The organism is Pirellulales bacterium, from assembly GCA_036499395.1.
Taxonomy (GTDB): Bacteria; Planctomycetota; Planctomycetia; order Pirellulales; family JACPPG01; genus JACPPG01.
The window spans coordinates 1-26,709 of the sequence record DASYDW010000119.1 but is presented as its reverse complement, the minus strand read 5'-3'; the positions used below and the strand labels follow the sequence as shown (position 1 = coordinate 26,709).

11 protein-coding genes are annotated in these 26,709 nt (G+C 59.7%); 8 read left to right on the top strand and 3 right to left on the bottom strand.

Translation table 11 applies throughout. The features are described 5' to 3' along the window. Positions 1 to 61 precede the first annotated feature (61 nt). The 8 genes from VGN12_21690 (at position 62) to VGN12_21655 (ending at position 20,135) form a co-directional block, all read left to right on the top strand. Entirely contained in the window at positions 62 to 11,329 is an 11,268-nt protein-coding gene (locus VGN12_21690; GenBank protein ID HEY4312076.1) for a putative Ig domain-containing protein, read from the top strand. A 170-nt stretch (positions 11,330 to 11,499) separates the two neighbouring features. After that, a complete protein-coding gene (locus VGN12_21685) occupies positions 11,500 to 12,288 on the top strand; it encodes a hypothetical protein (GenBank protein HEY4312075.1) in 789 nt (262 codons plus the stop codon). Between the two features lie 279 nt (positions 12,289 to 12,567). Next, positions 12,568 to 13,338, top strand: coding sequence for a glycosyltransferase family 2 protein (locus tag VGN12_21680; protein ID HEY4312074.1), 771 nt, complete (start codon positions 12,568 to 12,570; stop codon positions 13,336 to 13,338). 75 nt (positions 13,339 to 13,413) lie between these two features. Continuing rightward, positions 13,414 to 14,334, top strand: a complete 921-nt coding sequence (locus VGN12_21675) for a hypothetical protein (protein HEY4312073.1) — start codon at positions 13,414 to 13,416, stop codon at positions 14,332 to 14,334. After that, the gene (locus VGN12_21670; GenBank protein ID HEY4312072.1) at positions 14,327 to 15,334 is read left to right on the top strand and encodes an NAD-dependent epimerase/dehydratase family protein; all 1,008 of its coding nucleotides are present in this window, start codon (positions 14,327 to 14,329) and stop codon (positions 15,332 to 15,334) included. The genes VGN12_21675 and VGN12_21670 overlap by 8 nt, the downstream gene beginning before the upstream one ends. Before the next feature lie 15 nt (positions 15,335 to 15,349). Further along, positions 15,350 to 17,503, top strand: a complete 2,154-nt coding sequence (locus tag VGN12_21665) for a hypothetical protein (protein HEY4312071.1) — start codon at positions 15,350 to 15,352, stop codon at positions 17,501 to 17,503. 535 nt (positions 17,504 to 18,038) lie between these two features. Beyond that, complete coding sequence (locus VGN12_21660) at positions 18,039 to 18,941, top strand: sugar phosphate nucleotidyltransferase (GenBank protein HEY4312070.1); 903 nt, start codon at positions 18,039 to 18,041, stop codon at positions 18,939 to 18,941. 57 nt (positions 18,942 to 18,998) lie between these two features. Then, positions 18,999 to 20,135, top strand: coding sequence for a substrate-binding domain-containing protein (locus tag VGN12_21655; GenBank protein ID HEY4312069.1), 1,137 nt, complete (start codon positions 18,999 to 19,001; stop codon positions 20,133 to 20,135). Between the two features lie 180 nt (positions 20,136 to 20,315). On the opposite strand, the gene VGN12_21650 is transcribed toward VGN12_21655, so the two are convergent. From VGN12_21650 to VGN12_21640, 3 genes are all read right to left on the bottom strand, one after another. Next, entirely contained in the window at positions 20,316 to 21,140 is an 825-nt protein-coding gene (locus VGN12_21650) for a hypothetical protein (protein HEY4312068.1), read from the bottom strand. A 433-nt stretch (positions 21,141 to 21,573) separates the two neighbouring features. Next, the gene (locus VGN12_21645; GenBank protein ID HEY4312067.1) at positions 21,574 to 24,636 is read right to left on the bottom strand and encodes a dockerin type I domain-containing protein; all 3,063 of its coding nucleotides are present in this window, start codon (positions 24,634 to 24,636) and stop codon (positions 21,574 to 21,576) included. Positions 24,637 to 25,357: 721 nt separating this feature from the next. Continuing rightward, the gene (locus VGN12_21640; protein ID HEY4312066.1) at positions 25,358 to 26,608 is read right to left on the bottom strand and encodes an IS256 family transposase; all 1,251 of its coding nucleotides are present in this window, start codon (positions 26,606 to 26,608) and stop codon (positions 25,358 to 25,360) included. Positions 26,609 to 26,709: the final 101 nt, after the last annotated feature.

Sequence of the window (26,709 nt, the reverse complement as noted above, 5' to 3'; positions counted from 1 at the left end):
CAACCTTCGCTAGCACGTCTGCGACTGTCCGGCCATTATAGTTCCCCGCGATGAGAATGATATGTCGCGCACACATAAAGAGTTCCGTCGTCGACGGATGCGCCCCACCGGCCCGCGTCCCGTAACCGCTCGCCGCGATATGCTCGGTCGCTCGACGGCCGGGTCAACCTGGCGGAAACCGCGCATCGAGGCCCTCGAGGACCGCCAACTTCTGACGGCGGTCCCCTTTGGATCGCTGGCCTCACAGCTACTCGCACAGCTTCAAGGGGATGAAATCCGTCTGGTTACGACCCTGGACCAATATGCTACCGGCCAGAACTCGTCGCTTCCCTTTGTGGGCAACCATCTGGGGGACGCGGCCAAAGCGCTTTCCGGATTCAGCCAGCAAATTGACACAGCGCTTGTTTCGTTGGGCACGCTGACTGACCCGTCCGCGTCCGTACTGCAAAATGCGCTCTTCAACGCACTCGGGCCGGGGGGGCTGAACCTTCTGGCCGACCAGAATGGCAACGGAGTCGACGCTTCGGACGTCATCGTCACCGCCCCGGGCGGCGTCCTGAACGGGAATTTCTCCGTACAGATGACCCTGCAAGGGACCGTAGCTGGGCCGACCACCCCCCTGACGTTTGCCACGGGATTGCCGGGGCTACCGCTGAAGATCGATACCGATGGCGCGCTCACAACCAATGTCCATTTCAGCTATCAGTTGGCGTTCAATTACAACGCGTCGACGCAGCAAGCCACGCTCGATGACAGCCAGCACCTGCCCGGCATCGGTCATCAAATCGAGCTGGGCATCACCGTCGGGCTGCAAAACTTCTCGGCCACCGCCACGCTTGGATTCGTCCAAGGCGCGCTCACGCCCCTGGCCGGTCAGGCCAATGCGCTATCGCTGACGGCGGACCTGGACGGCCTTTCGACGACGCCGGCGCTAATTGTGACCGGCTCGGCCATTGCGAACCTGCACCTGGCGGGCAGTTTCGCTGGCACCAACAATGATTTTCCCGGAATCGACACCGATGTACATCTGAACTGGAACATCAACAGTCAAGACCCGAACGCCAAGGCCCCTGATATTTCGTTCGACAATGTTGATCTGGATTTGGGCAAATTCATCTCGAACGTCATCGCCCCCGTGTTCCAGGACATTCAATACGTCACCGAACCTCTCAATCCGATCGAACAGGTGCTCGGCTATCCGCTGCCAGGATTAAGTGATCTGAGCCACATCATTGGCGCCGGAGACGTCACACTGCTGACACTGGGTGGCATCGCGGCGACGGTGACCGGCTTTGGCCCGCTCTACGACCTTCTTCAAAAGGTGAATGGGGTCGTCAACCAGTTCAACCAATTCGATCCCTCGGGCGCGACGATCTTGTTGCCGCTGGGGGGCTTCGACCTGAGCACCTACGACCTGCGCAACGTCACGAGCGCGGCGGATCCGACCAACCTGGCCGTCCAGAATCTCACCGATCTCTCACCGAGCGATATTGTCGGAGTGGCCCAGTCACTGGCCGCGAACATTGACAAGCTGCCTCTCTCGGATTCGGAAAAGCAGTTCATCGACGGCTTTACCAGCCAACTGAACAACGGCGTCGATCTGGAGTTTCCCATCCTGCAGAACCCGGCGGGTGCCGTATTTCCTTTGTTGCTGGGGCATGACACGGATCTGTTCACACTCAACGCCGATCTGCACACCGAGGCGGCAGGGTCGGCGGCCTCGGGCTATTCGATCTTCGGCGTCGGCATCGATTACGGCGGCGAGGTTCAGGTCGATACCCATTTCAAGTTTGCCTACGACACCTTCGGCCTGCGCAGTTTGATAAAGGACATCGCTAACGATAACGTCTCGGCGGTGGAAGTCGCCAAGGATGTCGCCGCTGGCTTTTACGTCGACAGCAGCTCCTACTTCAAACTGGCCGGCGACGTCTACGCGGGGGCGACCGGTTCACTGGGAGTCTTCAGCGCCGTCGTCGGTGGCTTCGTGTCGACAGGCAATTCCGGCAACGATCCAGTTTCAGTGACACTGGATGACCCAGACGGCGACGGTAAGGTTCGCCTCAGCGACTTCGCAAATGATCCGTTTCATTTCAGTGGCAGCTTAACGGCAGCGCTTGGCGTGGAAGTACGTGTTGGCTTCCAGGTTTTCAACCGCTTCGTCGGCCTGAAGAAACGCTTCGACGTCGCCAACAAGGTGCTGGTGGACTTCGATAGCGCCCAGGACGGTGGCGAGCCCGATTCTCCAATCCTCGCGTCGCAGCCCGACTCGAACGGCAACATCAACCTCTATGTCGGCACGTTGGCCAACCAGCGTCGCGACGTCGATCAGACCGATGGCACCGACCAATTGCGCATCGAGCACGTCGGCCTCACCGACCCGAATAATCCCGACGCGGGCGAGACGATCGACGTCACGCTGCGTCAAAAGAACCTGCTGGGCATCGAGTACGACGCGACCCAACGTATTCAAGGGGTCAAATCGATCACCGGCATTGGCGACAAAGGTGATCTGACGATCGACGTGCTGCCCGGTGTGACATCAGCCGTCCATCTCGAAGGCGGACAAGGGGCGGCTGATTTTGTCGACAGCGGCTCGGGCGCGGCCTATCTGAAAGCGGGGCTGCTCGATAGTTATCTGGGAGGCGGTTCGGGAAACAACACCCTGATCGGCCAGGGGGGCGCTGACACGATCGTGCTCGGATCGGCCGGCAACATCGTCACCGGCGGCGGCGGCTCCAATACCATCATCGTCAACGCTCCCACGACGCAAGGGGGCACGATCTCGGGCGGCGATGACGACGACAATACGTTGGTCGTAACGGCCGACGCATCGACGGCCGACGTCGGCATCGATCCCGACAGCGATACGGCCGTTCGATTGACGTACGACGAAAAAACGGGCGGCACCTTCCCGCCGTTACTCCTGACGCAGTTCAATCAGGTCGTCGTGACAGCGCAAGATCGAGGGACGAATGTCCATATCGGTGATCTCTCGCCCGCGGGCGTAAACACCGTCTATGTCAATATCCCCACGACCAATCAAGGGGGACGGAACGTCGAGCTCGACACGCGCAACGAGCTCGGTGAGAGCGATATCTCGCTACTCCCGTTCGATCACACCTATTCGACGGCCGACGGAACCAATGTTCTCGATCACGCCATCGAAATGACGAATGCCACGACTGGTGTCACGACCTATCTGATGGGTTTGGCGCCGGCCGATATCGTAACGATTAGCCAGCACGGCGGCACAGCCACGCTCGGACCGCTCGCGAACGATAATGGCACCGTGGTGTTCAACACTTCGCAGCGTCCAGCCGGCCAAAGCGAAACCGTCACGATGCAGACACCCGCGCTCGATACGGGGAACTCGATCTCGACCAGCCAAAATTCGGCCGGTGCTTTCGTCATTGATGCGCAGCTCTACCCCACGATTATTTTCGAAGGGCTAGCGATCATCGATAGCATCGAGATGGACATTGCCGCTCCGTCGATGCCCGACGGCGTCAACACGATCTTTCTCGACGCATCGTCACTCGCGGGCCGCCTGCAGGTAAATCTGCAAGGAGACGGCGCAGTCGACAACGTCTCCATCGCCGAGTTGGCCGTGGCTGCGTTGATCGACGTTGAAGGCGGTACGTCGAGCACTACATTGAGGTACGGCGTTGGCATGCTTACGGCGATTGCCGGCGACGTCGAAGCCCACAACGTCCAACTGACGATCGACGATGCCGAGGCCACGACGCCCAGCCTGCTGGTGATCGGCGCCACATCGCTGGTTCGCCAAACCGTGCCCGATGACGGGGCCCGGCCGGCATTCACTTACGACGGATTGCACGGTGTGCTGGAAGTTGACGGCGGCGCCGGCGATCGGGTGGGCCTCGATCAGACGCCGATGGGAATCACGAGCGCGTACTTCACGAATCCCGCGGGGACGCAAGACGCGCTCTATGTCGTGGCCGCGGCGGCCGCGTTAAACCTCGACGGTAACTGGTCGCTTTACCTTGGCCGACAGATGCTTGCCGACGGCACGGTCGTACGCACGAGCCAGGTGGTTCCGATTGCCGTGCCGGTCACGTTGAATTACGCCGGTAGCGAGCCGAACGAGATCGTTGTAGACGCCGCGCTCGATCCAACAGGCGCGCACTACAAGATTGGTGGCCTGGGGAACGTCACGCTGAACGATGTCGGCACGGGACTGAGCCTCTACGCGGCGAATCTGAAAGCGAACGATAGCCTGAAGCTGATCCTGACCGGTGCTACGGTCGACGTTAGCCTGCCGATGATGGGTCCTGTCGCGATCACGGTCGACGGGCGCGACCGCTTCGACGGACAGCACCCCGTCGGCGCCAACACGATTAACGTCGCGGTGCCGATCGGTGGTGTGGCCCTTTACCCAACGGGCACCAACGACAGCGTGCTGGCGTCATCGGATCCGATCATCATTCTAGGATCGATGCCGCAGGACGCGCTCAACGTCACTATCGCCACCAGCACGACGATCGGGATCAACAATCCTTCGCCTAATCAAGAACTCGGGCACATTGACAATAGCTATTTCGACTTCTTTTACGACGACGCGTACTACGTGGCCCAGACGCCGGCAAGTATCTCCCCAGCTTTTCCCGTGTTCACCAAAGTTTATGCCTTCACTGGCTTTAACGAATTGGACGTGAGCGCATGGGCGTCTGCCTCATTCCTGGAAAACAACTACCCGGCAGCATTCAATCCTCCCTACTCGGTTTACGTGCCGTACAGCACGTCATCCGCACCGCTGGTTTTCAACCAGGTTTACAACCAGACCTATACCGGCGGTGTTAATGCGTCGCTGCCCCAGTCCGTGGATGCGGACATGGATTACTTTCCCGTCGATCCAGCGGGGGTGAATAGCGACCTGGAGATCGACGCTTCGCAATTGCGCGGCAGCGTGAGCATCAACGTCGGCGATCCGGACTATTCGACGGCCAATACGATCGCGGACATGTTCAGGGAACTCGGGTCGCAACACGTGCAGACCTCGACCACTTCCCCGTTCTTCGCAGTCGTCAACAACTCAACACCGGGGGCTTGGGTCGACTTCGGGCAAACGTATGTGAATGTGTCGAACGTCGGACCGCAGACGACGCTCTCGATCAATGGCACCAATCCGCTGGCGCAAAACGCGAACACGCCGGTCGATCTACGCTCGAGCAATGCGGTGATCAATGACCCGCGCACCTACGTCAACCTGGGGGAAGGGGACCTGTCGGGCATCGAAGGATCGGTCTCCGTCAATCAGGTTCAATTGTCCGTCGACGGGCGCGACGGCACCGCGCCAGACATTCTGCAGGTTACTGGGACAACGATCACCGGCTGGGCCGTCGGCACGGGAGTAACGCCCCCCACGGCCACGCTCGGCACTTTGTTCGGCACACTCACCATCATCGGCGGCGCGGCGGATCAGTTCGATTTCGAAGCGACTCCAGCCGGTCCGTCGCAGGTGCTGGTCGAAAACATGATGGCCAGCGCCGTAGCGCAAAGCATGATTGTCGTCGCCGGAGAATCGCAAGAGGCCCAACCCGAGGCCCAGACGCAGCCTACGCCGGGCGTGTACGTAATGGGCAAGCAGGCCAACCAGCCTTTCGTGGTCGACGGGAACTTCAACCTTTTCCTCGGGCGCCGCCTGCATGCTGACGGATCGGTCGAAGACGTCGGCGACGCTACCGGCTTCACGAATCTCAGTACGTCCCCCAACTTTTCGGCCAGCACACAACTTGTTACGTACAACTACACCGGGGCCGGACCCGGCCAGTTGGTGTACGATGCCTCGACCACAAACGTCGCGACTGCCGGGTTGGCCCCTTCGATCGGCGCGGATGCCGCGTATCCAGGCCAAGGGGAGATCGCTTGGGATTGGTCGAGTCCCGTTCGCAACAAGGTTGTCTACACGCCGAATATCGAGCTGTTCGTCTACGCACCGAAGTACCCGGGCATCGGCGAGACCGCCACGATCAACAATGTCACCACGGCCATCGTGCACTACATTGTCAACCCGCAGGCCCCGGCAAACGGGGTCGAATATATCGGCATCTTCTCGGCATTCGGCCCGGTGTCCGTCACGGGGCGCGGCGGACAGACCGAGGTAGAGATCATTCCTCAGACGAGCGATGATCTGCGGCAGCGAATCCTGGCCGACGTTACCGTCACTAACGCCTCTTTGAAGGTCGTGGCCGACAACTCGACGAGCGCGGCGCCCGCCTCGCTGCCCGATGTCGTCCTCACAGGTGACGAGTTGCTCGGCCTGACGAGCGCCCCGATCCATTTCTCGCAGCTCGCCGACTACCTGACTAACCCTGGTAACTATACCCTAACGGCGCCGGGGCTGCAGATTGGCCTTTCCAAGTTTGGCGCTTCGTCGTTGACCATCGATGGCACGCCGGCCGGCGTGACGACCTTGTTCGCCACGGTCGATGGCGTGGGCATCGGGCCAGTCAGTATCGTGGGCACGACGGGACCGCTGTGGCTGGGGCATGGCCTCGACACCAGCACCCTCGTCGCCGTGAACGGACTAAGTAACCTTCCTCAGCAGTCGTCGCGCGACGAGTTCCGCGCCGCCTCGGTCACGATCGGTAGTGGAACGTTGCAAAACATTCTCGGCAACGTTGTCCTCGGGGGCAACGTGACCAGTGGTGTGGGCTACTACGTCTCAGGCAACACTACGATTGACGACCATGCCGACACAGCGCGCAACGTCACCCTGGCAGATAACTTCCACCAACTGGCGGACAACACTTTCGTCAGCGGGTTCGAATTCGATGGCCTGGCGACCGGGTGGTTGTCCTTCTATGACGAACTCACCTCCCCCGTCACCATTCTCGGCAGCGATGGAAGCTCTTACAACTTCAATAAGAACTCCAGTAGTTTTGCCGAGCTTCTGTTTGCGGGGCTTAATACCACCGTCAATGTTGTGGACACTTCGAACAACGACAACGGGCTTACGATTTACGGAGCGCAGCAAGTCACGGTGCAAGCGCCTGGCGGCCTGAGGTTGTCGTCAAGTGCGGCGCCGATCCAGATTCTGTCCAGCCCCGACCGCCCCAATCAGATCACGAACGTTATCGCGGACTTTTCGCTCTGGGACGGGGGATACTACCTGGCCTCGCAGAGTGGAGTGGGCCAGGTATGGTGGTCCGGTGCGCCGGGAACAGGAAAACTGACACTCGCGTTCCCTGCCGCCACAACCAACTTTACGCTGTTGGGTCTGCAGCAAGACGCTTTCCCCTTCTACGACCAGATTCACATCCTGGATACGCCGGCCGTTTTGGTCACGGTTAATCCCGGCGGCAGCATCCTTGATGTTCAGGGCACCTCGAATCCGCTGGTGATTGAGGACGATGGCGCTGGGCAGATCAATTTCGGGAACGCCAGCAATATGCAAGCGCTCCAGGGAAATGTCACCGTCCACGTGCACGACTCGACCGCCGGCAATGTACCCGTAGTGCTCGACGACTCGGCCGACACCACCGCGCGCAGTATCGCGCTCGGGCAACCAGCTGCGAACGAATGGACCGTCGCCGGCATGGCGCCGGCCACGATCGACATTCAAGGGAGCCGCGCGCAGCTTTCACTCGCCGCCGGAACGGGTGCCAACACGCTCACCGGGCCCAACGTTGCAACTACGTGGAATATCAATGCAGCAGGAGCCGGAACCGTCGGCGCCGTGGCATTCTCCGGAATGCAGAATCTTGTCGGCGGGTCTGCCAACGACGACTTCTACTTCAATTCCAAGAGTTCGAAAGTACCTGGCAATCTCGATGGCGGTCCCGGCACGGACACCGTTCATTACGTGGCCGTCCTCAATGGCACCGAAACGATCAACCCGGCGGCCGGAATTCTGCCGCTCGTCGGGGGAACGGCGTCGAGTATCGAAGCTGTCGACGTCATCGGCCCTCTCGTGGTGCAGAATCCCGGCACGCAAATCGGTCGCGTCACCGTGCCAATCACGCCGCTGCAGATCGTGACGACCGGCGGCAGCCTGACCAAGACCTATGTCGCGACCGGACTGCCTACGGGGCTCTCGATCGATGCCAACACCGGCATTATCTCGGGCACGATCGCCGGCACGATCAGCCCGGGCACAAACTTCAACGTCAAGGTCACGGTCACCGATAGCCTGGGCTCGCAAAGCGTGTCGTTTATATGGCAAGTGATTCAGGCCTGGTCGATCGTCAATCCTGGCAACATGACGCTGCCCGAAGGGGTGCCGATCAATTACCAGGTACAAACCATTAATCCCAATAACCTGCCGCTGACATACTCGGCGAACGGGCTGCCGGCCAGTCTGGCGATTGACCCCTACACGGGCATCATCCATGGCTCGCTCTACTTCTTCAATCTGAACCAAGGGCGCAATGTCACGGCACCGATCACGATCTTTGCCTACGACGCTACGACTCAGCAAACGACGTCGTTTACGCTGACGACCGAACCAGGGTTTGCACTCGACTTTTCCGGCAGCACGAATGGCGCCGGCGAGTCGATCGATTATGTCCCGGTTTACAATCCGTATGGACAGAGCATCACGTTAACAGCGACCGGCTTGCCACCGGGACTGTCGGTCGATGCAAACAACCGCATCGTGGGGACGATCGACAGCCTGGCCCTCCAGAACGCGCCTTATAACGTGCAACTCACCGCCGTCGACACGACGATCGGCTATACGGTCACACTGTCCGTGGTCTGGAATGTAGTTCCGTCCACTTATATAAACCAGCCGAACAATCAGACGAGCTACGCGGGATCGTCGGTCAATTTCCCGCTATCTATAACAAATGAATTCAATCAGCCGGTTTCGCTGACGGCGACCGGACTGCCTGCCGGTCTGACGATCGACCAGTCGGGCGTGATTTCCGGAACGATTTCGCCCACGGCCCCAAGCAGTTCGCCCTACGTGGTCGACGTCACAATCACGAACGAAACAGTGGGATACTCGTCCCCGGTTGAGTTTGACTGGACGGTGCTGACCCCCATCTCTCTGGCGGAATTGAACGCTGGCACGCCCGCCGGTACGCCTACGCTCACTACGATCATCGATCCTGCCACCGGTGGTTATCCGTCTGGATTCGTCACGGTATCGTACGCATCACAGCCTGGCGCGCCGACATACGTCTACTACGATGAAGGCGGCCAGTTATGGGCCTACAATGGCCAAACAACCACCGCTGTGCAGAGCGTCGAGCCTAACTATCCGACGATTGACACCGCTACCGACATCAACGCAATGCCAGGGCAGGGAGTGCTCTTCTTAGACAGCGAATACAACGTATGGTTCGCCAACCAGAGTGGTGCGCGCGTCGTTGATCCTGGGCCCGTCTATACAGACTACGGTCCGATGGCCTCGATCGGCAATCAGGTTTATTACATCGCGTTCAGCACGTCCGGTTTCACTCCGGAAATTCGGCAATTCAGTCTGGATCAGAACAGTCAACCCGTGGTCACGACGTTCGACATGCCGCAGTTGAACAACGCGACCGGATTGAAGTCCTTCGCCGGAGGCGTGCTTTTCCAGGGCACGGCCAATTCCGATCCGGCTCACCAACAACTCTACTGGTACAACCCCGGGGCTGGCACGATCGTAAACATTGCCACCGCATCGCAGTTTTCGGATATTACGGTCGTCCCCGGTGCCAACGGAACGCAGAACGTGTTCCTGTACGAGCACGCGTACGATGGCAGCGGATCGAAGCTGGTCGCGCTCAATTCGAGCTCCTTGTCTCAGCCGAATCCACAGGTAATGACGCTTGCCAGCTTCAATAGCTCGGTGATTCTCGGCTCAAGCGGACCGAATGGACAACCGTTGATGGACATCGGAGGCCAGTTGGTCTTCAGCGTCACGAGTACCGTGAATAATGCGTCGGTAATGCAATTCTGGACCAGCGACGGCACCGTGGCGGGGACCGTGCCGGTGGGGCAGGCGCTGGATTTGAATGGCTTGAATCAACAGATCGCCTTTCAAGGCGATGTTTACTTCTTCAATCAAGAGAGCGTTCAGAACGTCACCGATACGACTTCGGTCTCACAGCTTTGGAAGTTCGACCCTACGACTGGTGCCGCCACGCTGCTTCACGATTTCGTCGGCATCGGCTTCTACCAATACCCCACAACCGCTTTGACCGTCGCTGGCGACTACCTCTATTTCGAAGGCTGGAACGAAGCCGAACAGTGGGATGGCTTGTGGCGCGCTGGCGTCGATGGCACCGTCGCCGTGGTGCCAACCAAGGCGGACAATCCGTACGACAGCCCGGACCTGAGTCAAGCCATCGTGGCGAACGGGCAGCTCATCTTCGTGGCGCGATCTTCGCGGATTGTCGATAACTACGGGAACGAGACAGCGCAGGTTTGGACGGTCGGCCCGCCGATTGCAGCGCAAATGCCCGGCGATTTCGACGGCGACGACAAGGTCACGGCCGTCGACATCAACACCCTATGGGGTTTCATCCACGCCGATGATCCTCGTGGTGATCTGAATGGTGATCACGTGGTCGATCAGTCCGACATGGACTACATGATTCACGTGATTTTGAAGACCGAGTACGGCGACGCCAACCTGGACGGCTTTGTCGACGCCGCCGATCTGGCCGTCGTGCGCACCACGATGGGAACCGGCAATGGGACGCCGAACTGGGCCGCAGGCGATTTCAATGGCGACGGCACCACCGATGTGGCGGACCTCGCTGTGGTGCGCCGCAACCTAGGGTTTGCATCACCGGCCACGACGCAAGTTGCGACCCCGATCGCGATCGACGCGCCCGCCGTGCCCCCTCCGGCGCCCGTGTCCACTACCGTTACTACAGCGTCGAATGCCACGGCGCTGGTGGCTGCCATACCAACCGTTTTCGAATTCGGGCCTTGGGAACCCGTCGCACCGTTGACGGCACCATCGAACGCAGCGAATGCGAACACCGCGACCGCCAGCATATTCGGGCCAATCCAACCAGTTCCGACGTCGGCCGCGCAAGCGATAACGAACACAATCGCATCGCTACAGGCGCCCGCGGTGACTATGATCGATCAAAACCCTAGCGCGGTCGCGGCAGTGGAAGCCACGATTGCGGTGCCGGTGCCGCAAGCGGTTGTCTCGCCCCAGGCTGTTACCGCAACGCTCGTGGGCCCCCGACCAGTAGGTGAATCGGCCGCGCACCCGGTCGATGCGACATTGACGCTAGTCAATTCGCCAACTGCACGTGCCGCAGCCGTGGCGCTCTCGACCGATTCGATTCTGCAGGGTGATTTGGATGACGTGTTGACCTTGATCGCCGAGGCCACGATTGGCCGCCGGCGACGCGCCTAGTTCTCGAGTTGTTTATTGAAAGGCAGCTAATGGGCCGGACTACAAACGCCAACTATCTGCGTTAACCGGGGCATTTCTCGTATGCCCCCCCGTCCCATCATCTACTCAATAAATAGGCGCCCGAGGTTCAACATCCGATGATTGCAAAAAACTCGCACCGATGGCTTGTCGTGACGTGGCCCGTCTTGTTATTCGCGATGCTCCTCTTTCGGGGCACAGCGAGTGCCGTTGCCGCGACGATCTCGATCGTTCCGAGCTACGTGCAAAGCTATGACGCCTCGTTCGCGCCGCTCGGTGTGCTGGGCAATGACGGCGCCGCCACGCCCGTCGGCGACTACCTGCAATACGAGTTTCGCATGACGCTTGACGGGGCAACGCCGGGCGAAGACTTCTGGACAGCGATCTTCAACATCCAGTTGGGGGCAGGGATCCAGAATGCCTCGGGCTGGCTTGATCCAGCGACCGCACAGGCGAATGGGTACTACCCTGCCAATCCCTCACTCGCCACCTTCGACTCGAACGGCGCCGCCCCCGGCGGAGTGCAGATGTCCTGGCAATACAGCAACGGCGACTACGGAGCCAATCCCAACGACCTGCAAAGTATCATCATCGAAGCCGCCCCCGGCGAGGCAGCCAATCGACAATACGGCGAAGCCGGCCGGCCCGGCGACGGATCTGCCGACGGACTCGGCTTGCCGACCTTGCTGGGCACAATCCTCGTACAACGCACGGCTTTTGTTTCCAGCAGCGTGACGCTGGCCCCCATCGCCGGCAGCCCCTGGGGAACCTACGAAGGAAATTCACAGGGGACTGGATTACCAACGGCGCAGTCTGGTACCTCATTCGAGGGCGGCACCATTACACTACAAATCCCCGAACCGGGCGCCATTTTGCTGGCACTCTCGGCCGCGGCTACAGCATTATTCCTGGGTCGTCGTCGACCGCGCCGCACCTGGTAAGTTCTGCGGCGCTGCGACAAGTTACCTTGCCGCGTTTAACGCGTCGGCCAGTGACGCTCAGTTACCAGCGCCCGTTGGTGCGCCTTGGGCAAGTTCTACTTCGCCGATCATTGCCCCCTCTTGGGTCGGCTATAAAAAGCTCGAAAACTCGCCCCCTCGGCACGCATTTGGCCCGAAAATCCGGGGCTTGTTCCGTACGCGACCGCTGGCGAGAATCGAGACTAGCATCTTAAGTGGCTCCTCGGATCGGGGCGCACGGTCTCGGGGGGAAAGCTCCGCATGGCGGATTGGCGGCAGGTCGCAAAGCTTGAGTCGGTTAGCGTCATCGTTCCCGTGATGAACGAGACGATCTCGCTGCGCCAGACCGTCGAAATCGTGCTCGCGGACAATCGCCCGTGGATTCGGGAATTCCTGGTCGTGGTCTGCGACCGGACTACTCCCGACGCTATGGCGACGGTTGCCGAACTCGTGCGCGAGCTGGGGCCGCTCATCGTGGTGCATCATCAAAAGCTGCCGTTTCTGGGGGGCGCGATTCGCGAAGCGTTCGACCTGGCGCGAGGAACCCATGTAATTCTCATGGCCAGCGATCTAGAGACGGACCCGAACCTAGTGCGACGGATGATCGAGGAGGAGGCAAAAAATCCAGCGGGCATCGTCACCGCGTCTCGCTGGATTTCCGGTGGCTCGTTCGAAGGGTATTCGCAACTCAAGCTACTGTTGAACTGGGTATTTCAACAGTCGTTTTCGCTGATGTATGGAACCCGATTGTCTGATATGACCTACGCCTTTCGCATCATGCCGACGCGGCTGGTCCAGTCGATCCGCTGGGAAGAGCTGCGGCATCCGTTCCTGTTCGAAACGATGATTAAGCCGTTACGATTGGGAGTGCCGGTTGTCGAAATCCCGGCAGCCTGGAAGGCGCGCCACGAAGGGGTGTCTCAAAATACTTTTTTTCAAAATTTCGTTTACTTCCGCACCGGCCTAAAATCGCGGTTTGCCTGCAAGTCGAGCCTATTGCGCGCGGCGAGCGAAATTCCGGTGACGCAGTAGCGGCTTCCGACCAGATTCAGCACACAAGAACGGCTCGACTCCCCTCGAACAACGGCTCGCAGGAATTCCATTTTCATGAAGAAGGTCATTGTCACCACGACGATCAATCCCCCGACCAAGGCGCTGGAACGATTCCAGTCGTTCGAGGATTGGGAGTTGGTCGTGATTGGCGACAAGAAAACGCCCGCCGATTATCGGTTGAAGCGCGGGATCTACGTTACTCCCGAGGAGCAGGAGAAATACGACCCGGCATTGTCCGACGCGATCGGTTGGAATTGCATTCAACGGCGCAGCTTCGGGCTGTTGTGGGCACATGACATGGGGGCTGACGTTGTCGCGGTGGTCGACGACGATAATATCCCGTTGGATGGCTGGGGCCAGAACCTGCTCGTCGGTCAAAACGTTGACGTGAACTATTACGAGACCGACCTGCCCGCCTTCGACCCGGTCGGCGCCACGAATCATAGCCACCTTTGGCATCGTGGATATCCTTTGCAACTGCTCGCCAAGCGCGAATACAGCCGGATATCGCGGCGCAGCATCACCGTCGACGTCCAGGCCGACTTTTGGAATGGCGATCCCGATATCGACGCTATTTGCCGCATGGAGCATGCGCCGGAATGCACGTTTGACACGGAGGTCTTTCCGTTCGCAGCTAATCGGCTGTCCCCCTTCAACTCGCAAAACACATTCTTGAGCGGTCATTGCCTGCGCGATTATTTTTTGTTCCCGCACGTCGGCCGGATGGACGATATCTGGGCCGCCTACTACTTGCAGGCCAAGGGACGGAATGTCGTTTACAACCGGGCGTCGGTCTATCAGGAGCGCAACCCCCACGACCTGGTGCGTGACATGCGGCAGGAATATCTCGGCTATGAAAACAATCTGAACCTGGTGCGCGACCTGGCCCGCGACCCCGAATCGATCATGGCCTATCTGCCTGGCCGTTCGTTGTGGGCGTTCGAGCTTTATCGGAGGCATTTCGATCATGCGTAAGATGCTGGTGACTGGCGGCGCGGGATTCGTCGGCCGGCATCTGGTCCGGCGCCTACTGGACGCGGGCGATGAAGTCCACGTGGTGGATTGCCTGGCCGCTGACACTGGGGGGATCGCCCCAGCGAAAGGCTGGCCACTCTTTGATCCGCGCGACTATCGGAACTTCCACTTTCATCAGGAAGATTGCCGTAGCTGGTTTCAGCGCGTCGCCGACACGGATTTTGACTACGCCTTTCACCTGGCTGCCATGGTCGGCGGCCGGCTGATGATCGAGAATAATCCGCTTGCCGTGGCCGATGATCTGGCCATCGACGCTCAATATTGGCAATGGGCGAAGCGGGCGCGGCCCCGTAAAAATGTCTGTTTCAGCTCGAGCGCTGCGTACCCAATCAATCTGCAACGTGCCGATCATTATGTCCTGCTGAAAGAGGACATGATTTCGTTCGATGGCGATATCGGCATGCCCGACATGACCTACGGCTGGGCGAAGCTGACGTGCGAGTACCTGGCACGTCTGGCGTACGAGAAGCACGGTTTGAAATCGATCTGCTATCGGCCCTTCTCGGGTTATGGTGAGGATCAGGATGACGCTTATCCTTTTCCCAGCATCTGCAAGCGTGCCATCGAGCATCAAGGGGCCAAAGTGCTGAACGTGTGGGGCACAGGCACGCAGATGCGTGATTTTATCCACATCGAGGATTGCATCGATGGCATCCTCGGAACCATGGATAAGATCGACGACGCCGACGCTCTGAATCTGTCGACAGGCATTTTTACTAGCTTTATCGAGTTCGCCCAAGTGGCGGCGTACGCGCTAGGCTATCATCCCGATGTACAAGGCTTGTCCAACCAGCCGACCGGTGTTTTTGCGCGAGGCGGAGACACGACTCGCCAGAGGCAATTAGGCTTCTCGCACATAATCGATTTTCGCGAGGGCGTTGAACGAGCCCTGCGCTACTACGCCGCGCGACCGCAGCCGGCCGGAACCGCCGGCCGCTGACAAGGGGTGATCGCCGTGCCGCACGCGCCGCCGCCGAATACCGCACGCTCATCGAACGTGTCAAAGGCGGCGCTCGCCGTTGTCGCACTTTTGGCGTGCTACCTGGCGCTCGGTATCTCGGCCGCGTGTCGCAAATCACAAACCGGCGACGAGGGCATTCATCTTGCGGGCGGCGTCAGCTTCTGGGACACGGGTGACTATCGCGTACAACCGGCGAGCGGCAACTGGCCGCAGCACTGGTGTGGGCTACCCGTGTGGCTGGCCGGCTACGAACTCCCCTCGATCGATTCACCCGCCTGGCGCGACCTGAGCGAGTGGAGGTATACCGAAGAGTTCTGTTACGGCCTGGGGCACGACGTCGATCGCATGCTTCTAGCCGGGCGCATCATGGCATCGGTCTTTGCTCTGCTGCTGGGCATCGTGATCTACTGTTGGTCGCGCGCGCTATTCGGCGCGCGGGCGGGCCTACTGAGCCTGGCACTTTTCGTTTTTTCACCGACCATGCTGGCCAACGGCTTTCTGATCCTGGCTGACATGGCCTCGGCACTGTTCTTCGCGGCCGCGGTCGGTGCGTTGTGGTGCCTGTTGCACAGGGTTTCACTAGTAACTCTGCTACTGAGCTGGTTTACGTTGTCCGGCGTTTTTCTTGTGAAATTCTCCGGGCCCATGATTGTTCCCATGGGTCTCTTGCTGCTAGTCGTGCGTCTATTGAACCCCGCGCCTACAGTTATCGCGATCGGTCGCGTTCGCCAGGTTCAAGGGCGCCTGGCGCAACTGGCATTGTTTACCGGCATCGGGTTGCTGCTGGTCTTCGGCGTGGCATGGTCGATCTGGGCCTCGTTCGGCTTTCGCTATTCGCTGTTGAAACCCGACCTGGGCCCGCCATCGCGCGAAATATCGTGGGAGGCTGTAAAGACGAAGTCGCGTACGGTCAACGACGTCATCGGCTTCTCGCGCGACCATCACCTGCTGCCCGAGGCTTATCTGTATGGATTCTCGCACACGCTGCATACGGCGGATGAGCGCGCCGCGTATTTGAATGGCGCGTTTCGCCAGCGTGGTTGGCTCAGCTTCTTTCCTTACTGTTTGGCCTACAAAACGCCGCTCGAGTTGTTCGTCGTGGTTGTGCTTGCCATCGCGGCACTCATTTTCAATCGGCCAACTGGTAGCGATCCATCCGAAGCCTCGCCCCATTCGCTGGGAAAATTGCTCTATGACCTTTCCCCGCTTTTGGTGCTGTTTTGCGTTTATTGGCTATTCTCACTGACCAGCCATTTGAATATCGGTCATCGGCACCTCCTGCCGACCTATCCACCATTGATGATCTTGGCCGGAGCGGCGGCCTGGTGGTTGAACGCGCCAGGCAATCGAGCGCCGTCTGCCGACGGTCCAAGCAGCCTACCCGCCGAAGCTCCGCGCAGGCGTCTCCTGGCGTCACTCGCGAGCGTCGTGCTCGTCGGCGCGTTGTTTGCCTTGGTGGCCGAATGTCTATGGTTCTGGCCGGACTATCTGGCCTACTTCAACGTCGTCGCGGGAGGGCCGACCCAGAGCTATCGGCACCTCGGTGACAGCTCGCTTGATTGGAGCCAGGATTTGAAACAGCTCAAAAGCTGGCTCGATCGGCATCCGGCCGACACACGCGATCCGAGCCGATTGTATTTCTCGTTCTTTGGCGGCTCGCATCCCGAGTACTACGGCATTCAGCCGCGGCGATTACCGTCGTTTCCCTATCACCGAGAGCCGCACGTTCCGGAGCCGTTGACCGGCGGCACGTACATCATCAGTGCCACGATGCTGCAGTGCTTCATGATCAGCCCGCCCGGACGCTGGAACGTAGATTACGAAACTTCCTATCAACAGGTACGACAAGATCTGGGGACCTATCTGCGGTTGGATGAAAATGCCGCCGGCCGGGAACAGCTGGCGCGCATCGCGCCGCCTGAAACTTGGGACAAGGTATTCGACTTGTACGAACGACTGCGATTTAGTCGGCTGGCGAGCTATCTGCGAGCCCGTGAGCCTGATGACGAAATCGGGTATTCAATCCTGATTTACCGGCTGACCGACGACGACATCGACCAAGCGCTCGACGGCCCACCGGTCGAGGTGCTGGCCGAACCGGAATGGCAAACCGAGAATCGAAGTTACGAAGCGAAAATGCCACAGTAACATTCAGTAAGCCGCCGCGCCGGCGTCCCGATTCCTGACACGAGTAAGTCGAAAAACAATTTCTGAAAAAGACTCGACTCGATTTCGCGGGATCCGCTGCGCGACCTAACGTGCGGCAATTATTAGCGATCCGTCGAAACGGAAGTTTTTCTTTCTGCGCCGCGTCCGATTCTCCTGCGGAAAATCGCTCTTAAAGGTTGAGAGGGTTTCGCGCCTCACAGCTCGGCGGCAAACCCATATTGGCGCAATGGTTCTGCCCGGCAGTGGCGTGCTCCTCTCCCCGGTCTTTGTATTGCGCGACAAGGCCGCCGCGCACGCCCAGCGCGGAGGAGCAAGATGCCCTAGGGACAGCAGAATTGCCAAGTTGAGAATCTGCGTGCCGTCGTCTGTAGCCGGCCTCTTCGAGGCTGGGACCTCACAATGGCGCTCCGGGGGTCGCAGACCCCGGCTACAGACTTTGCGGTTCTCCGCGACAGCCCATTATCGGTTGTTTTAGGGATAGTTTGGGCGAGCATCGTCAGCCAAGCGACGAGAAATGAACGGTCAAGGCTACTTCAAAAAAGGGATCATCCTGGCGCAGAGTGCCGGTACGCGCCTCTATCCCGTGACCGCGGCCTTCGGAAAGTCGCTCGTCCCGATCTACGACAAACCGATGATCTACTACCCGCTCTCGGTATTGATCATGGCCGGCGTCCGCGAGGTGTTGATCATTTCCACCAGCGAGGACATACGCGGGCTGCAGCAATTACTGGCCGACGGGGCAAAATTAGGGCTGCGAATCGACTACGCCACGCGCTCGACGATCCGGGCAAACGCCTTCCAAGTCGGCCGAAAATTCCTGTGCGACGAAAACGTTGCACTGATTTTGACCGACCAGCTATTTTACGGGGCGCGTTTCGAGTTGGCTGTTTTGCAAGCTGCCCTGCGACCGGACGGCGCAACCATTTTCACCAAGGGATTGGTCGCTCGTCGGCCTTACGACGTCGTAGAGTTCGATCCAAGCGGCAACCCCATTTCGATCGTGTCGAATCTCGTGTCGACGCGAAGCAGCGCCGCGATCGCCGGTTTCTATTTGTTCGACCGGCACTTGCCGCAAATCGCCGCCGATCTGCATTCTCGCCGCGGAGATCGCGTTACGCTTTCCGACATCTCCCGAGCTTATCTCGACCGCGGCGGCCTGCAAGTCGTGCAGTTGGATACGGAATCCGCATGGTTCGATATCGGCACGCACGAGGTTCAACTTTCGGCGGCCGTTTTCGTCGAAATGATGCAGAACGAACGAGGACGGAACATCGGCTGTGTTGAAGAAGCTGCCTTCTTGCGCGGGCTGATCACTGCCGAGCAGCTACTCGAGCTCTCGGCCTGGGGGGGCAACGACTATTGCCGGTATCTACGGCGCGTCGCCCTGAGCGCGATTTCCCGGTCGCGAGAGTCCTAGGCGACCGCGCGTGACGCGGCGTGGAGAAGTGGATTTGATCACGAAGAATCCTGATTAATGCGACGGAAACAGATTGCCATTGTTCTGCAGACGGTCAACGGTTGCCGGCGTCCCATCGTTCTGGGCGTCAGCCGCTACACGGCGCAGCGCGCCGATTGGTCGCTGCGCTGGTGCTTTGTCGATCGCAGCCCGCTCGACGAAGGCTACTTGTCAAACGTTGACGGGATACTCTGTGTCACCGAAGACCCCGCCTGGGCCGAGAGCGTTTTTAATCGTTCCAGACCCGTGGTGCTGGCCGGCTGCCGACCGCTCGCGGCGGACCACGGCGCGGTATTCTGCGATCCGGAAAAAACCGGCGCGCTAGCCGCACAGCATTTACACCAGTCAGGACACGATCACCTGGCCTGCCTCTACCAGCAGGGAGAGCTGGGGGAATCGCTGCGGCGCGGCTTTGTCGAGCAGGCACGGCGGCAGGAGGTTGAGGCAAAGGTCTTGTGCCTACCGGCTACGAGCGACGAAATGAATAACGGCTTCCAGGCGACCATTTCCGACTGGCTGCTGAAATTGCCGCGCCCGACGGGACTCTTCGTTTCCTGCGACCGGTGGGGAGCCAACCTTTGCGAACTGGCCCGCGAGTCGCACATCGTCGTGCCGGAAGACCTGGCCGTGATCGCCCCAGGCAATGACTTGGATATCGCGTCGATGTCGCGTCCGGCGCTATCGATCGTAGAACAACCCTGCGAGAACATCGGCCTGCAGGCGGCGGCGCTGTTGGCCGATATGCTTGGTGGTGGCACGTCGCGCCACGTCGCGCTGAGTCCGCAGCAGGTTCTGCGCTGCGCTTCGACCGATAGCCTGGCAACGGCCGATGTTAACGTTCGCCAGGCCGTGGAATACATTCGTCAAAATGCGCACCGCCCCATCGGCGTGCGCGATGTCCTGAAGAGCGTCCACAGTTCTCGTCGCGCGCTGGAACAACGGTTTCGCCGCGCATTGCGGCGCACGATCATGGAAGAGATTCGTCGCACCAGGTTCGAACTTGCGTCGAGCTTTCTGGCCAAGGGCAGCCTGCCCATTAGCCAGGTCGCGCTGCAGTGCGGGCTGGGCAGCAGCGCCCATCTCAACCAGTTGACCCGGCGCTATACGGGGCTATCTCCCCGAGAGGTTCGCCAGCGAGCGAGACTCGAATCCTAGGCTTCGAATCTTTGGCATTGTGAACGCGTCAGGCATTCGCGTGCCAGCAAATCGCGCGGCTTTCGAAGCCGACCGGCCTATCGCCAGCGATCCCTGCTGCAAGGCCATTGCCCGCTACGCGGCGGACCGATCGCGGCGAAATCAGCGGGCGGCAATCGTCGAGTCTTGGCGACGAGACGACTAGAGAGATGCCGTCTTTTCTCGCGAGAACCAGGCGATCCCGACCGACAGCAGAACCGACCAGATCGCGATCGCGGACGTCTCGGGCACGGGCTGCACGGCGTTCTCTTGGTTCAGGGGATCCGCGGGAATCGAAATGCCGCTGAGCGACACATTGTCTGCTCCTATCGGCGCGGAAAAGTAGATCGAATAGGCCGTTCCCGTGAAGGGCAAGGAGAATTCCGTCCACACATTGTCGGAATCTCCCTGAGTGTCAGGCAGAGCTTCCGACGCGATAACGCTTCCTGTTCCCGACGGACCACCCACAGCGTCATAGATAGAGACAATTGTGCCGGGAGTGGATAAGCCGCTGTAATAGAAGGAAAACGTGGAGTTGGACCAGCCGGCCCAGATCGTCATCGTGACGCCGGCATTCCCAAACGAATCATCAAACGGTGCGATCAAAGCAACGGTGTCGCCCGAAGGGTTGTTGCTGAAATCTCCGATGCCGCCTGCGCCAGAAATCACGGCCAGGGCATTGTCGCTGAACGAGATGCCATAGTTAGGACCGCCCGTGGCCGGATTGTAGTCATGTATGTTCTGCCCATTGGCGTCGGTCTTGCTCGTAGGCCACATTTGAGCAAACCAATTGGTGCCGCCGGACCCGCCATCGTAGTAGTCGAGCACCGGCTCAAGATCGTGCAGACCTTCGAACGTCATCGTGACGTCCGCGTGGGAGCGTTCCGCCGCGCCCGGCACCAAAGCGGCAAGCGCCATCAGAGCCGACAGCCAAAATCGCTTTGGCAGAGCTGGCAGCGTCCCTGTTGCCTGGAAATGTCTTGTCATGGAAATTCCGTTCTCTACTTCGGTCCGATCAATGCGTCTGAGCAAACGAAAGCGTTTTGGTTTCAGCAACTCGCTTGGTCGGTCGCGCACTTCGACGGCCAAAGTTTCGTGCCTTCATTACCTATACGCCGCTGGGGGGCATTTCCCGACAACATCCCTCGGGCTTTTCGCGGCATTCCGCCTTTTCGACTGAGTCCGGAATCCGGCCTTCCACTCCGCCTGAAGTCGAGCACAACATCTCGCCACAACCACATATACAACAGTGGGTTATGGAAACTATACGCATCGCCAAACCGGCGGACAATGTTGGCTCGCAATCACCTCTGTCCAGCGAGCTTCCCAGCTTTTCTACATGCCGGAAGAAACCGTCGGCCCGACGCCACCATACGGGTCAGCGAGGGATTCTTAGAACCGAGCCAGCGAAGACTCTCGGTCAAACCGCGCCCCAGGAATGCTTTGAATGACTGCGCGATAGCAGGCTTTCGCCGTCCTCTGTCATCGCGTCATCCAGCCAGTCGCGCGAAGTGCCGCTCGCTTCGGCCGTCATCAGGAAGTCAATCGCCGCCAGCGATCGCGAACGGTCCACCCCATCGGCCGAAATTGAGAAATCACTGTTGCCGACGGTGGCAGCGTCCGCTGTGTGGGTCGTAACGGTACCTTGTGCTCTCACAGGCAAAACGGGCCCTACGAACGTATTCGCTGGTGACGATGTACTGCTCGTCGCCGAAATGCCTGGTGCTGCGCTGGGCAACGGCTCGATCGGCTTGATAGGTCCGATATGAAGCAATACGAACTGCGCAGCACGCCAGGCTTGCGCATGGTCGGCAACCAACTGCGGATCAAGGTCGATGATGGGGGCCTGTAACACTGACACGACGTTTATCGTGGCGAGCGCTGAACTCATCACGTCGGCTGCGTCCATCCCTCCGCCGCCTGCCGGCAATGTGGCCAGCCAATTCGACGAGACCGTGGCAAGGTCCTGAGCATTGACAATCCCATCACCATTCGCGTCGCCGGAACTCTGGGAACTAAGCCAATTCGACGACGTCAAAGCCAGGTCCTGTGCATTGACAATGCCATCCTGATTGAGATCGCCCGGCAATACATTGAAGGCAAACTGAAAATCCCCCCCCGGCTGCCCGTTTCCCGAAGGATAGCTGCTCGTCTGGTTCGACCATTCGCCATCAAGCGCATGCCCCGTTGTGTCGGTCACGGCATTGGGCCCGCTCGATTGCAGGTCGATGGTCAGCTTGTCGGCCCCCAGCGGCGTCGACAACGTCCAAACCGCGGTGAATGTTGTGGATGAGTAACTGAATCCACTGAAGGAATACGAACCTGTCAGGCCCGTTACTGTGAGACTTTCCTTCTGGACGTCAACACTTTCATTGAAGACGATGCGAATCTGATTCAGGTTACTCCACGGCAATGTCTGCAACTGCGCAGCGGATCCAACCGGAATTGCGTACCCGCCGTTTCCGTCACCGGCGCTCTGTACTGCAGCGAGAAAGCCCGTCGACCAGGCCGTGCCATCCACCAGGACTTGCGTGACCTGTGGCGGCGCGATCACATCGATCGTTATGGTCTTGGGCACAGGATCGAGATTGTGACCGCCGTTGGCCGTGCCACCATCGTCTTCGACCTGGAACGTGAATGTCGCGTAGGGCGTGCCAATGGCGCCGACGGACGAGACGAACTTCAACAGCCCCTGTGAAATGTCCGCCACGGGGATCAGTTGGCCTGCCGTAACCGCGGTCCCGTTGTCAAGAATGCTGCCGACTGTGGGCAATGTCGTGATCGACACCGCCAGGAAGTTATTCGGTGGGCTGTCGCCCGGATCGCTAAAGCCGAAATCGCTCGTCGCGAACGTGTAAGCGGTGTCCTCCGGCGTCGAAACGGTCGTGCTCGTGCCCGTCGGCGCATGGTTCACCACCACCGCAGTCGTGAAGCTCACCGAGCTACTGGCCGGGCCCAGCGCTCCCGAGGCGTCATAGGCTTGCACCGTCCATTGATAGCTGTCGCCATTGGCTAGCGCTGTCGCGAGCATGTAGGTCGTGCCGCTTACGGGCAACTGATTGGCAACCGTGGCGTGCGTCGTCGCATCGATGAGCGAAAAATAGTATCCCGTAGCACCGCCGATGGCGCTCCACTGGAACGTGGGGACAAGCGTGTTAACGTTGCCCGCCGGTGCGCTGGGTATGGGTGTCTGACTGACTCCGGCGAGCGCCGCGACAACAACATTTGCCCGCGGACTTCCCAGGCCCGTCACCAGATCATAGCCAGGCCCGGCCGAGTAGCTGGAGTTTGCGCCCGATGTCACATCGTGAAACGCATAGGTCGGGCCCGTCGTAGAATAAGCGGCGTAAATTCGCGTCAGCATTTGACTCGACGTCAGCGGTCCGCTTTGACCTGCCGCCTGATCGGCGATCGCCAGAAGGGCAGCCCAACAGGGCGCTCCGGCGCTAGTGCCACCGGCCTCACGCCAGGGAGCGCTCGGATAGTCGAACGAATCATAGACGTACAGACCCGAATTAACGTCACCGTCGAAGGCGACATCCGGCGTCATCCGTGCGTTGCCGCTGTTTTGGGCGCCGTACGGTTGGATTCCCTGCTGATACGACGGAACTGAGTTGAAGCTAAAGCCGCCGGAACTGCCGCTCCAAGCCACCTCGCCGCTGTAGTTTCCTTGACTATTGATCGTAAGCGTCGTGCCCCCCACGGCCAGCACACCAGGGTCCGTGGCGGGGTATTGACCAGCCGTGCCTGCATCACCGCTGGCGGCCACGAACATCACGCCTGTTTTTCCGGCGGGCGTCGTGAATAGCCCACCGTTGGTGTCGCCGGCAAAGTCCGCAATGCCCCAACTCATCGAAACAACGGTGGTATACGGCAGCGCCGACAGGCTACCTATACCGGCCTTGCGCGCCGTGTCGGCCGCCTGATAAAGATTCGTACTGCTATTCGAACTCGCTTCGACGACCAGAATATTTGCGGCCGGGGCCAGCGCATGAATCCATTGCACGTCCAAGGACGCTTCGACGCCCCAGCTTCCGGTGGCGTTTTTGGGAAGCGTAGCCGTGGCGGTCGAGCCCGTCTGGTTGCAGATCGTCAACTGCGGATCCGACAGACCAAATTGCTGATCGAACGCGTGCAGGTCCGCCGCGAGATTGGGCTGTTGATACGCGATCACGATGGCGATCGTCTGTCCGGCGCCGTCCCCCTTGATGAATCCCCCCTGGCCGTCGGAAAGATAAATGTCGTTGAAGCCGTACGCCTGCGAGATGTTCGCCGGCGAGAATGGCGCCGCCAGGTTCGACGCGCCGCCGCCGACGGAATCCGCCGGACTGGCGATGCCGAGCGGATCGACTTCGATCGCCGGATCGGCGACAAGATTACTCGACGCCGTCGCCGTGACGGCAGCGCCCGCGATCGAGCACGACACCGCGACCGTTTGCGAGTCGGGAGTATTAAATGCCATGCCCCCCGCGACGGTGAGCAAGGTTCGGTCCTCGAGCGACTCAAGCCCAAGCCGGCGCGCGGTCCCCCGGTGCCGGAGCGAGCATGAAAGGGCGTGTTTCGGCAAGGGGCGGGTGGTGCGATGCCGCATTGCAGGAAGTGATATCGGGAAAGGGTAGAACGCCGCGGCAGCGCGGTGACCGATTCTCCCTATCATGGCCAGGAATTACAGGCCCGGAAAGGGGGAAACGAAGATAGTTGGAGATACCGAGGGGGGTAGGGACAGGCAGGAAGCCGCAGGTTTTCTAAGCCTTCAGTGTCACCTACTCCAGTGCCACGCTGAGACCACGCCTGGAAATCGACAGAGTTGCCCAAATTTTTGCAAGTTCGCGCGATGTAACGCCCTCTCGGAATCGGCGGTCTGTGGTCCACAATCGCAGTTAACGACCCCAAAGGAAAGGTATGCGAGGCCGGTGGCAGCCGCGCAGTAACAGGGTCGCGCCCAACAACCGCGTTGAGACAACTTACGGTGCTTAGAAGGAGCGTCGTGGATTCGAATGCCAAACAAAGATTGTCAGCCGATCTTCAAACGCTTGCCCAGGCGAATGCTCGGTATCTCGATCCACCGGCGCATAAAATGAGCGGTCGAAATACTGGCGGCAATGGCACAGACGAGCCAAACGAGTGCCCACGGGAGAGCCTTGGTGGTGAGCCGTTCACCGACGCTTAAGGAGATATTGCAAGAAGTTGTGGATAGGAAGTTTTCAGGCGGCGGTTGCTTGGGGTTTGATTCCATCGATGAATTGAACTCCGGCGATCACTTCGGGCAGCAGTTGCGAGCCGTTCAGCAGCCGCCATCTCTTGGCAGCAGATTGCATCAGCTTGAAGACCATCGTGAGACATGCGGTGCGTGAGCCACTACCCTTGGTCCGCCGATGCCGCAGGCGCACCGTGGCGAACGTGCTCTCGATGGGATTGGTCGTCCGCAAGTGGATCCACTGTTCGGCGGGGAAGTCATAGAAGGTCAACAACACGTCGCGATCCTTGGAGAGGCACCCCGTCGCCTTGGGGTACTTGGCCTCGTAGGTTGCCACGAATAAGTCGAACGCCCTATCGGCATCGGCTCGCGTGGCGGCCATCCAGATGTTGTGAATCTTCTCCTTCGCCTCGGGCTGCAACCGCTTGGGAAGGTTGTCGAGTACGTTGGCCGTCTTGTGGACCCAGCAGCGCTGCTCGCGCGTGGCGGGAAAGACCTGCGAGAGCGCCTTCCAAAAGCCCAGCGCACCATCACCGGTGGCCAGCTTCGGATCGACGACCAGGCCCCGCGCCTTCACGTCCAAGAGCAGCCCCTTCCACGACTGTTCGCTCTCGCGAAAGCCATCGACCACGGCGATCAACTCCTTGCGGCCGTCGGCCATGGCACCCATCAATACCAGGATGCACTGCCGCTCTTCTTCCAAGCGGATATTGAAATGCACGCCGTCGGCCCACAGGTAGACGTACTGCTTCCCTTCCAAGGACCTCTTATTCCACTCCTGGAATTCGTCTTCCCAACAGGCTTTCAGTCGTGTGACGGTCGAGGCCGACAGGCCGGGACAGTTCGGACCCACCAGCGCTGTCAGGGCTTCGTGGAAGTCGCCGGTGCTGACGCCTTTTAGGTACAGCCACGGGATCAACTCCTCCAGGCTCTTGGTCTTGCGCAGGTATGGAGGAAGGATCTTCGAGGAAAAAGGTTCTGCTTCGCTTTTTGTTCGTCGATCAAGCACGCGTGGCTGCTCGATCTCGATTGGGCCGACGCCCGTGGTAATCGTGCGTTTCGGCAGATGGCCATTGCGAACCACCTGCCGATGGCCGCCCGCGTTCTTCAGGTCCGCGTGCGAGTCGATCCACTCAGTGACTTCGGCTTCGACCGCCTGAGCCAGCAGCCGCTGAGCGCCGTCACGGAGGATGTCGGTCAGCACATCGCGAGACGTTGCGACTGGCAACGACAACGTCGAATTGATACTCTCAGCCATGGTGGCGTACTCCGGGGGAATTGGGTCTTAAGCAACCAAATTCAAACCCAAGTACGCCGCCTTTTTCAACTAACCCGTCCACAACATTCGGTTATATCTCA

Bases quoted from the DNA above. Each gene is read 5' to 3' on its own strand.
- VGN12_21670 (HEY4312072.1), top strand. From the start codon at position 14,327: ATGCGTAAGATGCTGGTGACTGGCGGCGCGGGATTCGTCGGCCGGCAT.
- VGN12_21680 (HEY4312074.1), top strand. From the start codon at position 12,568: ATGGCGGATTGGCGGCAGGTCGCAAAGCTTGAGTCGGTTAGCGTCATC.
- VGN12_21640 (HEY4312066.1), bottom strand. From the start codon at position 26,608: ATGGCTGAGAGTATCAATTCGACGTTGTCGTTGCCAGTCGCAACGTCT.
- VGN12_21675 (HEY4312073.1), top strand. From the start codon at position 13,414: ATGAAGAAGGTCATTGTCACCACGACGATCAATCCCCCGACCAAGGCG.
- VGN12_21650 (HEY4312068.1), bottom strand. From the start codon at position 21,140: ATGACAAGACATTTCCAGGCAACAGGGACGCTGCCAGCTCTGCCAAAG.
- VGN12_21690 (HEY4312076.1), top strand. From the start codon at position 62: ATGTCGCGCACACATAAAGAGTTCCGTCGTCGACGGATGCGCCCCACC.
- VGN12_21655 (HEY4312069.1), top strand. From the start codon at position 18,999: ATGCGACGGAAACAGATTGCCATTGTTCTGCAGACGGTCAACGGTTGC.
- VGN12_21660 (HEY4312070.1), top strand. From the start codon at position 18,039: ATGAACGGTCAAGGCTACTTCAAAAAAGGGATCATCCTGGCGCAGAGT.